Origin of the sequence: Streptomyces sp. RFCAC02 (genome assembly GCF_004193175.1) — a bacterium.
GTDB lineage: Bacteria > Actinomycetota > Actinomycetes > Streptomycetales > Streptomycetaceae > Streptomyces.
Genome location: NZ_SAUH01000001.1, coordinates 2,604,906 through 2,617,742, shown reverse-complemented (window position 1 = coordinate 2,617,742; position 12,837 = coordinate 2,604,906). Strand labels below are relative to the sequence as shown.

At 72.6% G+C, this 12,837-nt stretch carries 14 protein-coding genes; 9 read left to right on the top strand and 5 right to left on the bottom strand.

From position 1 onward, the window contains the following. Positions 1-21 precede the first annotated feature (21 nt). Complete coding sequence (locus EMA09_RS12055; RefSeq protein ID WP_129841058.1) at positions 22-1,080, top strand: Ldh family oxidoreductase; 1,059 nt, start codon at positions 22-24, stop codon at positions 1,078-1,080. 18 nt (positions 1,081-1,098) lie between these two features. Further along, positions 1,099-1,941, top strand: a complete 843-nt coding sequence (locus tag EMA09_RS12050; protein ID WP_129841057.1) for a siderophore-interacting protein — start codon at positions 1,099-1,101, stop codon at positions 1,939-1,941. A 6-nt stretch (positions 1,942-1,947) separates the two neighbouring features. Here EMA09_RS12050 and EMA09_RS12045 read toward each other — a convergent pair whose 3' ends face one another. Continuing rightward, entirely contained in the window at positions 1,948-2,589 is a 642-nt protein-coding gene (locus tag EMA09_RS12045) for a phosphotransferase (RefSeq protein WP_129841056.1), read from the bottom strand. 75 nt (positions 2,590-2,664) lie between these two features. Here EMA09_RS12045 and EMA09_RS12040 point away from each other — a divergent pair, with 75 nt between their 5' ends. Beyond that, positions 2,665-3,879 (top strand): helix-turn-helix transcriptional regulator, encoded by a 1,215-nt coding sequence (locus EMA09_RS12040; RefSeq protein ID WP_129841055.1) that lies wholly within the window; start codon positions 2,665-2,667, stop codon positions 3,877-3,879. An 18-nt stretch (positions 3,880-3,897) separates the two neighbouring features. Here the strand turns inward: EMA09_RS12040 and EMA09_RS12035 are convergent, their stop codons facing one another. Then, complete coding sequence (locus tag EMA09_RS12035) at positions 3,898-5,085, bottom strand: helix-turn-helix transcriptional regulator (protein ID WP_129841054.1); 1,188 nt, start codon at positions 5,083-5,085, stop codon at positions 3,898-3,900. Between the two features lie 147 nt (positions 5,086-5,232). Between EMA09_RS12035 and EMA09_RS12030 the strand changes: the two genes are divergently transcribed. Further along, entirely contained in the window at positions 5,233-5,688 is a 456-nt protein-coding gene (locus EMA09_RS12030; RefSeq protein WP_129841053.1) for a DUF6415 family natural product biosynthesis protein, read from the top strand. Positions 5,689-5,747: 59 nt separating this feature from the next. Further along, positions 5,748-6,434, top strand: a complete 687-nt coding sequence (locus EMA09_RS12025; RefSeq protein ID WP_129841052.1) for a hypothetical protein — start codon at positions 5,748-5,750, stop codon at positions 6,432-6,434. A gap of 185 nt (positions 6,435-6,619) precedes the next feature. Here EMA09_RS12025 and EMA09_RS12020 read toward each other — a convergent pair whose 3' ends face one another. Continuing rightward, positions 6,620-7,096, bottom strand: coding sequence for a carboxymuconolactone decarboxylase family protein (locus EMA09_RS12020; RefSeq protein WP_129841051.1), 477 nt, complete (start codon positions 7,094-7,096; stop codon positions 6,620-6,622). A 70-nt stretch (positions 7,097-7,166) separates the two neighbouring features. Here EMA09_RS12020 and EMA09_RS12015 point away from each other — a divergent pair, with 70 nt between their 5' ends. Continuing rightward, on the top strand, positions 7,167-8,051 hold the full coding sequence (locus EMA09_RS12015; RefSeq protein ID WP_129841050.1) for a sigma-70 family RNA polymerase sigma factor: 885 nt from the start codon (positions 7,167-7,169) through the stop codon (positions 8,049-8,051). Between the two features lie 48 nt (positions 8,052-8,099). Here EMA09_RS12015 and fxsT read toward each other — a convergent pair whose 3' ends face one another. Then, a complete protein-coding gene (fxsT, locus tag EMA09_RS12010) occupies positions 8,100-10,598 on the bottom strand; it encodes an FxSxx-COOH system tetratricopeptide repeat protein (RefSeq protein ID WP_129841049.1) in 2,499 nt (832 codons plus the stop codon). Beyond that, the gene (locus tag EMA09_RS12005) at positions 10,595-11,011 is read right to left on the bottom strand and encodes a hypothetical protein (RefSeq protein ID WP_129841048.1); all 417 of its coding nucleotides are present in this window, start codon (positions 11,009-11,011) and stop codon (positions 10,595-10,597) included. The genes fxsT and EMA09_RS12005 overlap by 4 nt, the downstream gene beginning before the upstream one ends. A gap of 194 nt (positions 11,012-11,205) precedes the next feature. Here EMA09_RS12005 and EMA09_RS12000 point away from each other — a divergent pair, with 194 nt between their 5' ends. Genes EMA09_RS12000 through EMA09_RS11995 form a run of 3 tightly spaced genes read left to right on the top strand, consistent with a single transcriptional unit; the run spans position 11,206 to position 12,555 of the window. After that, a complete protein-coding gene (locus tag EMA09_RS12000; RefSeq protein WP_129841047.1) occupies positions 11,206-11,817 on the top strand; it encodes a TetR/AcrR family transcriptional regulator in 612 nt (203 codons plus the stop codon). Positions 11,818-11,848: 31 nt separating this feature from the next. After that, positions 11,849-12,004: a hypothetical protein gene (locus tag EMA09_RS28340; RefSeq protein WP_168220713.1), complete on the top strand. Its 156-nt coding sequence runs from the start codon at positions 11,849-11,851 to the stop codon at positions 12,002-12,004. Continuing rightward, entirely contained in the window at positions 12,001-12,555 is a 555-nt protein-coding gene (locus tag EMA09_RS11995; RefSeq protein WP_129841046.1) for a hypothetical protein, read from the top strand. Before EMA09_RS28340 ends, EMA09_RS11995 begins: the two co-directional genes overlap by 4 nt. The last annotated feature ends 282 nt before the right edge of the window (positions 12,556-12,837 follow it).

The following is a 12,837-nucleotide window of genomic DNA, read 5'->3' as shown; positions in this document are numbered from 1 at the left end:
CCACAGACGGGAGCACCACCCATGCCACCAGCGAAAGTCGTCGTCCCGGCGGACGCGCTGACCGCGTTCACGAACGACCTGTTCCGCCGCTCGGGGCTCGGCGCCGACGAGGCCGCCACGCTCGCCGGCGTCCTGATGTGGGCGAGCCTGCGGGGCGTCGACTCCCACGGCGTGTCCCGCGTCCCCCGCTACCTCGAACTCCTCGCCTCGGGCGAGGCGAACACCGCGCCGGAGATGCGCACCACGTCGGGCGCGCCGGGCGTCGCCGTCATCGACGCCGACCGCGCGCCGGGTCCCGTGGCGCTCACGGCCGCCGCCGACGAGGCGGTGACGCGCGCCCGCGCGAACGGTGTCGGCGCGGTCTCCGTGCGCGGCACCGTCCACACCGGCGCCATCGGCTACTACACGTCCCGCATCGCCGGGGCGGGCCTCGTCGGAGTCGCCGTCGTCGCCGGCATGCCGAACATGGCCTACCCCGGCGTCCGGGGCGCGGCCGTCGCGACCAGCCCGCTGTCGGTCGCCGTCCCGGCGCGCGACCGGCCGCCGGTCCTGCTCGACATGGCGACGGCCACGATCGCGCTCGGCCGGATCGCCCAGTACCGGGCGAGCGGGCGGCCGCTCCCGGAGGGCGCCGCCGCGACGGCCGACGGCGAGCCCACGACCGATCCGGCGCTGGCGAAGATGCCGCTGCCGCTGGGCGGCGCCAAGGGCGCGGGCATGTCGCTGGTGTTCGAGCTGCTGACGGGCGTCCTCGTGCAGGCGCCGATCCTCGCCGCGTTCCACGGCGGGGAGCCCGAGGGCAAGGCGCACCGGCAGAACGCGCTGCTCATCGCCCTCGACCCGGCGGCGTTCGGCGACGCGGACGCCCTCCCCGACGACGTGGGCCGCACCCTCGACGTCCTGAAGGGCCTGCCGCGCGCGGACGAGGGCGCCGGGATCACGTACCCGGGCGAGCGCAGTGCCGCGACCGCCGCCGAACGGGCGCGCGACGGCGTGCCGGTGGGCGCGAAGGTGTGGCAGGCGCTCACCGGGGCGGCCGGCCGGCTCGGCGTACCGCTGCCCGCGCCGGTGGCCGGCTGACCGGGGGGAGGAGGAACCATGGCGGAGCGTCCAGGACGCCGCAACCCGCGTGTCACGACGGCGCGGGTGCTGCGGGTCGATCGGCTCACCCCGCGCATGACGCGTGTCGTCCTGGGCGGTCCGGGGCTCGCGGGGTTCACGGCGGGCCGGTTCACCGACCACTACGTGAAGCTGCTGTTCCCGGTGCCGGGCGTGGCGTACCCGGAGCCGTTCGACCTGCGGCGCATCCGGGACGAACTGCCGCGCGACCGGTGGCCGCGCACCCGGACGTACACCGTGCGCCGCTGGGACGCGGAGCGGCGCGAGCTGTCCGTCGATCTGCTGCACCACGGCGACAAGGGGCTCGCGGGGCCGTGGGCCGTGCGGGTCCGGCCGGGCGACGCGATCCGTTTCGCCGGTCCGGGCGGCGGCTACGCGCCCGACCCGGCGGTCGGCCACCACCTGCTGGCCGGCGACGAGACGGCGTGGCCGGCCGTCGCGGCGACGCTGGAGCGGCTGCCGCCGGGCGTACGGGCGGTGGCGTACGTCGAGGTCGCCGGTCCTGAGGAGGAGCAGCCGGTGACGACGGCGGCCGACGCCACCGTCCACTGGCTGCACCGGAACGGCGGCCGGGTCGGCGACGCACTGCTCCGCGCGGTGCGGGACGCCCCGGCGCCGCCGGCGGACGACGTGCAGGCGTTCGTGCACGGCGAGGCGGGGTTCGTACGGGACCTCCGACGCCTGCTGCGCACCGAGTGGGGCGTGCCGGGGGAACGCCTGTCGGCGTCCGGCTACTGGCGGCTCGGCCAGGACGAGGACGGCTGGCAGGCGTCCAAACGGGACTGGAACCGGAGCATCGAGGAGGAGGACACGGCACCCTGACGACGGCTACGCGCCCCACCTGGCGGTGACGGCCGCGCGTTCGCGCCACTGCCGCACACCGGGACCGTCCGGCTCCCACCGCTCGCAGAACTGGCGCAGCGCCTCGCACCTGGCGAGCATGGCCGCCCTGCGCACCGGCCAGGGCGGCACCTCGCGGCCGTAGGCGCGGAAGAAGTCACCGAGCGCGTGACGGTGTGCGGGGTGGTGCATGCGGACGATCCACTCGCACCAGGCCAGGTCCTCGACCGGCTCGCCGATGCGCGCGAACTCCCAGTCGATCACGGCGGTGACCTCGCAGGTGGCGGGATCGAGCAGGACGTTGTTCGGCCCGAAGTCACCGTGCACCAGCACCGGTCCCGGCGCGATGTCATGGATACGCCGCAGCACCTCACCGCAGCCCGCGAGGACATCCCCGGCCCGGCCGGAGTCGAGCAACTCCTGCCCCTGCACACCGGCGACGAACCCGAGCGTGAGCGAGGACGCGCTCACACCGACCACGGGCGGAACGGGAACACGCCCACGCAGCCGGACAAGCACCGCACGCTCACGCCGCAACCGCGCACGGGCATCAGGCCCCTCGTACGTCTTCAGGACAACGACCCCGTCACCGACGGTCCGATTGGTGTACCCATGCTTCAACGGACGCATCCGCCGATGATCGGCCATGGGCGGCGCCCGGTTCTATCCTGATAGGTGAGGTGACCGGCGGACTGCGGGGTGCCCATGGACGGGAACGACGTCAGCGGGCGTCGGGTCAGGCGGGCGCGGCTCGACCGGGACTGGACGCAGGAGCGGTTGGCCGAGCGGGCGGGCGTGCACGTCAATGTGGTCAAGAAGATCGAGGCGGGCGGGGCCGCGCGTATCGACACGTATCACGCTCTGGCGCGGGCGCTGGGGCTCCGGACGAGCCAGTTGTTCGAGACGCCGGGGATGGGCGCCGACACGCACGCCGACGACCGGGCCATGGCTCTGCTGGAGCTGCGCCGGGCCATCGCTCCGCCGATCGGGCTGGACGGCCGCGTTCCGGTGGACGAGGCCGGGCCGGTGGACCTGGTGAGCCTGCGGCGTACGGCGGACACCCTCGTCGGTGCTTACTACCGGGACGACTACCGAGAGTTGGGGCGGCTGCTGCCCCCGGTGGTCATGGCCGCACGGCAGGCGGTCGAGGACCTGGGGGCCGAGGCGGCGGCGCTGCGGGCCGACGTCCTGCTGATGGCCGGCCGGTACCTGACACAGGTGCGCGCCTACGACCTCGCACACACCGCGCTGCGTGAGGCCATGGAGGAGGCGGCGCGGGCCGGGGACCGTACGCGGGCGGCGGGCGGTGTCTGTCTCCAGGGCTGGATGCTGCTGCGCCAGGGGCGGTTGGACGAGACGGAACGGCTGGCCGTTGACACGGCGGACCAGGTGGAGCCGCGCCTGTCCCGGGCATCCCGCGCCGAACTCGGGGTGTGGGGACGTCTGCTGATGCGCGGCTCGGCTGCTGCTGCCCGGAACAACCGTCCGCAGGAAGCGCGTTCTCTGCTCCGCGCGGCGCGGACGGCCGCCATGGCGCTCGGAGGCCGGAGTGCGAACGACCCGTACAGCTGGGGCAGGTTCGATCTGCCCGGGGTCGTTATGCAGGGCATCGAGAACCACGCGGTGGGCGGGCACCCGGCTCGCGTGGTGGGGCTTGCCCGCCGTATCCCGCCCCGCCTCCTCGCGGGCCTGACACCCAACACGCGGAACCGCCACGTGCTGGACGTGGCGAACGCCCATGCCCGGCTGCGGCAGCCCGACGATGCATTGCGGCTCATGGCGGGCCTGCGCGAGACGACACCGGATTGGCTGCGCCACCAGGGCCTCGCCCGCGACACGTTCCGCTGCGCACGGGAGAGCCGCCGCAGACCTCTGACCTCCACACACCGGGAACTCGGGGAATTCCTGGGCCTCCCGTAGCACCCGGCCGGGACGGTCTCACGTCTCGATGAGCCCGGCCCACTTCGCCAGGACGGTCAACTCCGGCTTGGACCGGCGGTGCAGCGACACGAGCACTCGCAGGACCTCACGTGCCATGGGGTGGATGCGGGTCATCTGCGGTGCTGCTTCCCTGGCGCGCATGAGGGAGGTCAGGGCCGCGTCCCGGTCGCCGGCGGCCAGGTGCGCCCGTGCGGCGTCGATGTGGAGGTGGCCCACCCGCGTGGGTGCCAGTCCGGCGGGCGGCGACGTGACGAGGCGGCCGGCCATCGCCACCGCCCGGCGGGGGCGCTCCAGTTCGATGTGCGTGGCCAGCTCGTGCAGGACCGTGTTGCCCGGCCCGAACGTGAGGTTGTGCCGGTGACGGTCCTTGCCGGGGAGGCGTTCGGCGAGTCGCTGGGCGTGGCGCAGGTGGTGCTGTGTCGTGCCGTCGTCCCGTGCGCGGGACGCCAGGGTGACGGCGCGCAGGTGGAGACTGCCGGCGGCGACGAGTGCGGCCACGCTGTCACGGCCCGAGGCCGCCCACGTGGTGAGGGCACGGTCGGTGACCGCGAGACCTTCCAGGTAGTCGCCGGCGGACTGGAAGGTGCCCGCCTCGCTCCAGGCGGCGGCCATCTGCGCGACCGGCGCCCAGGTCTGGGAGGCCGCCCACTCCTGCCGCGCCGCCACGACGTCCGCGAGGTCCGGGTAGCCGAGGCGGTGGGCGATGGTGAACGCGCACCCGTAGGCGTCCACGAGCAACTGCCACGCCTCCGGGTCACCGGTGTCGTGCGCGTGGGCCACGGCCCGGCCGATCAGGTCGGGGAGCACGGGGAGCAGGTGGGCGTAGTCGGTGGACGCCCGCATGGCCGAGGCGGCGGCGACGTCGGCCGTGAGGGTGTCGGGCCGGACGTCGGTGATCCGTGGATGGCGGTGCCTGCGCACGGCCGACCGGAGGGCGTCGATGAGTTCGGGGCCGGGGGATTCGGCATAGGGCTGTCCGTGGAGAACGGGCAGCGGGATGCCGAGCGCCGAGGCGATGGCCGCCGCCACGGCCGGCCGGCAGGCCCGGTCGCCGACCTCGATCTTGCTCAGCAGGGACTTGGAGATCTTCGCGCGGTCGGCAAGCCTCTGCTGCCCCCAACCGCGCGCCTTCCGCTGGACGGCGATGACTTCACCGACAGCCGTGGGCGCGTCAGCACTGTGCATATGTTGAGTCTTCCCCACCGCATGCTGCTTCCGCCGTCGAACAGCGGGTACTCACCCCCGGTTTGTGCAACTTCTGTGTGCGTTCGAGCGCCCTGCCCGTAGTTGTCTGATCACTACAGGCGATGACGGCTGATACGGAGGCGTCCATTGACGAACCTCGACCACGAGGCGATGCGGCGGGATATCCGCCGTGCGCGCGAGTTGTATACCGCCCAGAGAGACGACGTGGCGCTCACAGCAGTCACGGACCGACTCCGGACACATCTCAGGACGCTGATTCCGCTGTTCTCCGCGCTTTTGCCGAGCGACCAGGGCGAGGCCGAACGCGTTGAGGCCGCTGTTGAGTCTGCGCAGTACCTGTTGGCGGTGGAGCCCGCGCCCGGGGTGTTGGCGCGGTTGGTGCACATGCAGCTCTTGTCGGATGCCGTGTCTGCTTTGAGCGCACGTCTGCGAACCGAGGGAGGCGCTATTGCGATGCGCCGGAGCCGAGAACTCACAGCTTGCCCCGATCCGGTACAGGAAAGGGGGCCGGGGAGCAGGGGCATCACCGGTCTTGAGGGGTCGGTCGGTGAGGACTCGGGCGGGGCGGAGGGTGAGTCGTGAGCGCCGGTCTTCGATGTGGGAGTTGTGGTGCGGCTGGTCCGGCGTTGGTGGTGATCTCGTTGGTGCAGGCTGAGTCGGCGGGATGGTCGCAGCATGCGTGTCGTCCGTGTCTGTTGGCCTGCCGGCTGATCCCGGTCGTGCATCATCCGGTGTCGAGTTGGGGTGAGCCGCATCAGTGGCCGGACGAGGTGCCGGACGACTTGGTGGTGCGGTTGGCCGACCTGGCGCCGGGTGTGACGCTTCAGCCGGTGGTGACCCGCCTGTTCCGGGCGGTGCGGGGGAAGGCCGAGCACGGGATCGTGGCGGCCGTGGATGAGCTGCGGGCTGCTGTGGATGCTGCTCCGGGGCCGTTGTGCATGTACTGCGAGACCACCGGCGAGCCGCTGATCACCGTGGCAGCGGGGGAAGCGTCGGCCGGTCCCGGGCGCGGGTTCCAGGCGTGCCGTGGCTGCATGGTCGAACAGCGGCTTGTTCCGTTCCTTGCTCACCCGAGCAGCAGCCGGGGAGACCTGCACTACTGGCCCGAGATCGTTCCCACCGACCTCGTGCGGCGGCTCGCCGATCTGGACGAGGACCAGTTGGCCGACGTACAACCCGCCGTGGACCGACTCTGGCCCGCCGCCACCCTGGCTGCCGCACAAGCGACCGCCGACCTGGAACGAGACGCCGCCCGCGCCATCGCCGCCGACGCCGTCGACGTCCTGCACACCGCCGTCCGCGACATGGCGCCGGAGGCCGGGACGTGACCGGCGCCTGGGTCGTCCTGGCTCTGGCCGGTGCCGGACTCGCCGCGTGGGCCGGACTGTTCGTCCACATCGCCCGCACCGTCGCCCGAGCACTCGACCAGGAACCAGCCCCCTGAACCGGCGGCGCACCCGCTGGCCATGAGCGGGTGCGCCGCCACCCGGGATGCCGGTTCGGGCGGTGCCGGTCACCAGGTGGCGCCGGCGGGCTCCTCGATCGTCGTGTTGATGCGGTTGAAGAAGTTGGTGAGGCCGATCATCAGGATGATCGCGGAGAGCTGCTCCTCGGTGAAGTGGTCGGCGGCCTCGTTCCACACGTCGTCGGGGACGGCCTTGCCGGAGCGGTCGGCGATCCGGGTGGCGGCCTCCGTCAGGGCCAGGGCCGCGCGCTCCTCGTCGGTGAAGAACGGCGCCTCGCGCCAGGCGGCCACGGCGTGCAGGCGTTCGTCGGTCTCGCCGTGCTCCTTCGCGCCCGTGATACCGGCGAACACGCAGGCGCTGCACCCGTTGATCTGGCTGGCCCGCAGGTGGACCAGCTCCAGGGTCTGCGGGGAGACGCCGCCCTGGTACATGGCCTTGTAGATGTTCTGGATGCCCTTCATGGCGTCCGGGAGGACGAGCGCGGGGTTCTTCATCCGGGCGGCGGCGGTGGCGACGGCGTTCATTCTGTTCTCTCCTCGGTGCCGGTTAGCGTCTGTCACTGGACCGACGGATTCGAACGCGAGGATGTGACAGGTGAGCGAAAACTTTTCTCTGGCCGACCGTTTCGACGCGGAACGGTCCGCGCTCCGGGCGGTGGGATACCGCATGCTCGGCTCGCTCGCCGAGGCGGAGGACGCCGTTCAGGAAGCGTGGTTCAGGCTCAGCCGCACCGATGTGGGTGACGTGAAGAACCTGGGTGCCTGGCTGACCACGGTCGTGGGCCGGATATGCCTGGACATGCTGCGCTCGCGTGCGTCACGGCGTGAGGACCCGCTGCCCGAGCAGGACGGGTCGGTCCGGCTCCCGGACCCGGTGGTCACCGCGCTGGCCCGCGTCGACCCCGAACAGGAGGTCCTGGTCGCGGACTCGGTGGGCATCGCGCTCATGATCGTGCTGGAGACGCTGTCCCCGGACGAACGGCTCGCCTTCGTCCTGCACGACATGTTCGACGTGCCCTTCGACGACATCGCTCCCGTCCTCGGCCGGACCACGGCCTCCACCCGGCAGCTCGCCAGCCGCGCCCGCCGCCGGGTCCAGGGCGCCACCCCGGCGGCCGACACGGACAACGCCCGCAAACGCGACGTCGTGGACGCCTTCCTGACCGCCTCCCGCGGCGGCGACTTCGACGCGCTCGTGTCGGTCCTGCACCCCGACGTGGTCGTGCGTTCCGACGGCGGCACGCTCATCCCGAGTCTCATGCGGCGCGGCGCGGGCGACGTGGCGTCCCAGGCGATCACCTACGCCCGCTTCGCGGCGGACGCGCGTCTGGTGCTGGTCAACGGCACGCCCGGTGTTGTGTCGTTCGCCGAGGGCCGGCCCCTGTCCGTCATGTCGTTCACCATCCAGGACGGCCTCGTCACGGGGATCGACATCCTGACCGACCCCGACCGCCTGTCCACGCTCGACCTGACCGCCTGACCGGTAGCGCCACTGCGCAGCGGACGCCGCCCGAGGAGGCGGCACCGCTCACTCGCCCCCGCCGGTCTCCGCCCGCCACTGAGCCAACAGCTCCCGCCTGCCGACCGTATCGGGGTGCTCCGACCCGAGCACACGCTCCGAGTCGGCCACTGCCTCTGCGAGAAGGACAAGGGCCTCCTCGGTGCGATTCACCTGCCAGTAGGAGGCGGCGAGGTTGGCGCGTGCGATGAGGGTGTCGGGGTGGCCGGGTGGGAGGGTGCGTTCGCGGGCGGCGAGGACCTGTTCCTCCATCGGGATGGCTTGGTCGGTGCGGCCCGTCTCGGCGTAGGAGGCGGCGAGGTTGGCGCGTGCGATGAGGATGTCGGGGTGGTCGGGCGGCAGGGTGCGTTCGCGGACGGCCAGAACGTGTTCCCCGATGCGGACGGCCTCATCGGCGCGGCCCGCCCGGTTGTAGGAGAACGCCAGGTTGATGCACGTGAGGAGGGTGTCTGGGTGGTCGGGCGGGAGGGTGCGTTCGCGGACGGCCAGGACGTGTTCCCCGATGCGGATGGCCTCGTCGGTGCCGCCCATTTCGTTGTAAAAGGCGGCGAGGTTGGCGCGTGCATGGAGGGTGTCGGGGTGGTCGGGCGGGAGGGTGCGTTCGCGGACGGCCAGGACCTGTTCCTCCAGCCGGATGGCCTCGTCGGTGCGGCCCATTGCGTTGTAGGAGACGGCGAGGTTGGCGCGGGCGAGGAGGGTGTCGGGGTGGTCGGGTGGGAGGGTGCGTTCGCGGGCGGCGAGGACCTGTTCCTCCATCCGCGCGGCTTGGTCGGCGCGGCCTGCCTGGCTGTAGGTGGCGGCGAGGTTGGCGCGGGCGAGGAGGGTGTCGGGGTGGTCGGGTGGGAGGGTGCGTTCGCGGGCGGCCAGGATATGTACCCCCAACTGGATGGCCTCGTCGGTGCGGCCGGCCTGGCTGTAGGCGACGGCGAGGTTGGTGCGCAGGACGCCGACGTCAGGATGTTCCGCACCCAGGATCCGGTTCGCCGTGTCGATGGCGCGTGACCAGTGATCGATCGCGGCGGTGAACTGTCCGACTTCCCTCAGGCTCCGGCCCACCAGGAACAGAACAGCGTGGCCGCCCTCCGCGCCGGTGTCCCACAGGGCGTCGCCGGCATGGAACGCGAGCGCGCCGGCGTTGGCTCGCAGCACATCGACGAGGGCCCAGTCGGGCTCATGCTCTTCCGGCCACAGCTCCAGGAGGGCATTCGCGGCGTCCTGGGCCGCCGCGTTGAGCACCGAATCGGACAGCGTGTCGCGCACCGCGCGGGCCGTCATGGCGTGGATGCGTACGGCCCGGTCACCGGCCCGGGGCTCGTGCGTGATGAGGCTGTAGGTGTGCAGGAGCCGTAGTGTCGCCCGTGCCTCGTCCGCTGTCACCCCGCGCTCCTCGCCCAACGCCGCACGGAAGTCCGTCAGGGAGAGAAGTACGGCTTCGGTCCGCCAGAGTGCCTCCGGGTGTCCCGCCGGGTCGAGGAGAGCGGTCAGGACCAGCGTCGGGAGGGCGAGTCCGGCCGAATCGGCGGCGGCGGCCGCCTCCAGTGACAGCAGCAGCGCCGCGCCGACCTCGCGCGGGTAGCCGTCCCCGGCGGTGGGCATCAGGGCGTCGAGCCGGGTGCCGCTGTCCGACAGCCTGTGCCGGTAATCACCGCAGGTGACGGCCTCGTTGACCAGGTAGGCCGCCGCGTGCGCGAGGGCCAGCGGCAGCCGTCCCAGGTCCTCCACCAGGACGCCCGCGTCCTCGTCCAGCAGGTGCTCCGCGTCCTCCTCCGCGAGTCGCCTGCGGAGATAGGCGAGGGCCTCGGCGGTCGAGTAGACGTCGATGTCGACGACCGCCCGGCCCCCGCCGGACAGCGCGGCGTCCCGGCGGCGGGTCGTCGCCAGGACGCGGCCCAGCCTCCCGGGCGCGGTGGGCGGCCACCACGGGGCGACGGCGGCGGGGTCGCTGAGGTCGTCCAGCACGATCAGCCACGACCGGTCCGTCGCGGCCAGCCACTCACGGAAGGCGTGGGCGTCGGCCTCGGCGTCCTCGCCCAGTGCCCCCGGAACGGCCAGGTGATGGGCGGCACGGGCATACGCGGCGACGACCTGTTCGGTCTCGGCCGCGTCCACCCACACGATCAGCTCGGTCCCCTCGCGGTCGGCGAGGCGGGCGTAGTGGGCGGCGAGCTGCGACTTGCCGACGCCGCCCCCGCCGCGCAGCACCTGCGTCAGGACGACGGTGCCGCTGCGCTCCCGCGCCCGGTCGATCCGCTGCTGGACCTCGGCCCGGTGCTGGAACGCGGCGGCCTCCTGCGGCACGGAACCGAGCCGGACCGGCCACGTCACCTCGGCGCGCGGCGGCAGGACGTACTGGTGCACGACCTTGGTGACGCTCGCGTGGGGGCCGATGGCGGAATCCGTCGTGTCCCCGACCACCGCGACGGCCTTCTTCGCCACCGTGAGACCGGCCTCGGGAGAGGGCGCGGGGGCTTCGGCGCGGCGACCGCGACGCCACAGCGGCGGTGTCATGAACGCTTGCTGTCCTCCCCGATCGCGCTGTCCGTGACATGGCCGAAAGCCGCCGTCCCGCCGGGGGCGACATCGACGTCACCGGACGGCGGTGCGACCGGCGTGCCGGGAGCCGGGGCCGTGCCGGCCGGGCCGGAGACCGAGGCGCCCTTGCCTATCGCGCTGCCCGTGCTGCTGCCCACGAGGAGGGTCCCGCCGCTCCCCACGCGGACGGCGCCGCCGCTTCCCCCGCCCCGGTACAGGGCGATGACCGACACCACGAGTCCGGCGAGCGAGGCGACCGTGCCGGCCACTCCCGCCGCCTGGGACGCCGCGTTCAGGTCCGCCCGCACCAGCAGCAGGACGAGCCCCGCCGTCGCCAGCGCACTGACCACCGCGACGGTCCACGCCACCGCCCGCCCCTTGTTCGACACGCCCGCCTCCCTCTCCCCGATCGCCCGGCAACGCTCTGTGACAGGAGATACGCACGGCGCGGCGCGATGGTTCCGCAGCCGCCGCGGATTCAGGCCGTCCGGCCTCCGCGGATTTCGATACGGGCGTTGCGTAAATGCGGGAACCAGCCTAAGCTGATTTACGCAACGCTCGTAGCGAAAAGGGAAGTGGCGCTGTGGAACCAACTGGGCGACGCGGGCGACCGCGGTCCGAAGCGGCTGACGCCCGCATCCTCGACGCGGCGCTGGAGTTGCTGCTCGATCGCGGTTATGACCGGCTCTCGGTCGACGAGGTCGCCCTGCGGGCCGGGGTCGCCAAGACCACGCTGTACCGGAGATGGCCCACCAAGGACCACCTGATCGTCGCCGTGGTCGCGCGGCGCCAAGACGTCGTGCCGGTGGAGTACAGCGGGGACGTCCGTGCGGATCTCACCCGCTATCTGGGCGAGATCGTCACCGGCCTCCACCAGATGCGGCAGGCGGGCCGCCCCGCCACGTCGGGCGACGCCTCCGCGGGCCTGGTCGCGGAGGTCGCCGCGGCGGCCGCCCGCCACGCCGACGTCGGGGCAGCGGTCCAGGCGATGTTCCACCGCCGTAACGCTCTGGTGCTGACGCTGCTCGAACGCGCCCGCGAAAACGGAGAGCTGCGTGCCGACGTCGAGCCCGAGGTCCTGTTCGACCAGCTCGCCGGCGCCCTGTACTACCGGCTGCTCGTCACCGGCCGCCCCCTCGACGCGTCGTACGTCGACCGTCTGGTCGCCTGCGCACTGCGCGGCGCGTCCGCCTGAAACCCACTCGCCGTACGAGGGAGGTCGCACCATGCGCTCGACCACCGACACGCAGGCCGATGTCGCCTCGGCACCCATCCCAAGGAAATCCGCCCTCGCCGGCGGCTTGGGCCTGCCGGAAGGCCTCGACGACACCTACGACCAGCTCGTCCAGATGTATCTCGCCAACCTGGGGAACGAATCATGAGGATCCCGCTGTCTGTCGCAGGCGTACTGTTCCTGCTCTACCCCGCTCTCCGCCCGTGGGAGGACGAGTCCACCACCTCGGGCGCCGCCGCCGCGATGGGCTCCACCGCGTGGATCGTCTCGCACCTGTGTGCGATGATCGGGTTCATCCTGGTCGCGATCGCACTGCTGCCGATCAACCGCGTGGCGGCGATCGTGTTCTGGATCGGCGCCGGCCTGACGCTGCCGTACTACGGCGCCGAGAGCTTCGGCCTGCATGCGATCGCCAACCAGCCGCACGTCCTCGACCTGGCCGAGGACGTGCGCTACAACCCGTTCGCGATGACGATGTTCGGGCTCGGGCTGCTGACCATGGCGGCGGGCGCGATACTCGTCGCGGCCCGGACGCGCACGGTGCCGGCGGTCCTGTTCGCGGTCGGGTTCGGGCTGTTCCTGCCGCAGTTCTTCAGTCCGCCCGCACTGCGGATCGCGCACGGCGTACTGCTCGCGGCTGCCTGCGTATGGCTGGCCCGGGACGCGAAGCGGGTCCAGCCCGCGCCGGTCCCGGCCTGACTGAGAGGCGTCGAACCCGAGCATCCGGCCCGGCCCGGGCTAGTGCCGCGTCAGGCAAGGTTTGCCCGTCAAGGAGCGGCGTCCGGTGCGGTGCATCGCAAGGCGCCGGATCGCAGCTCATACCCGTCGTATTCGCGCGATTCGGCAACGCAGCGAGGTGCCGTGCCGGGCGACGCGACGGGGCGAACCTTGCCTGACGCGGCACTAGGTGCTCGGGTTCGACGCCCACGGGGAGGGTCGCGCCGCTCCCCACGCGGACGGCGCCGCCGCTTCCCCCGCCCC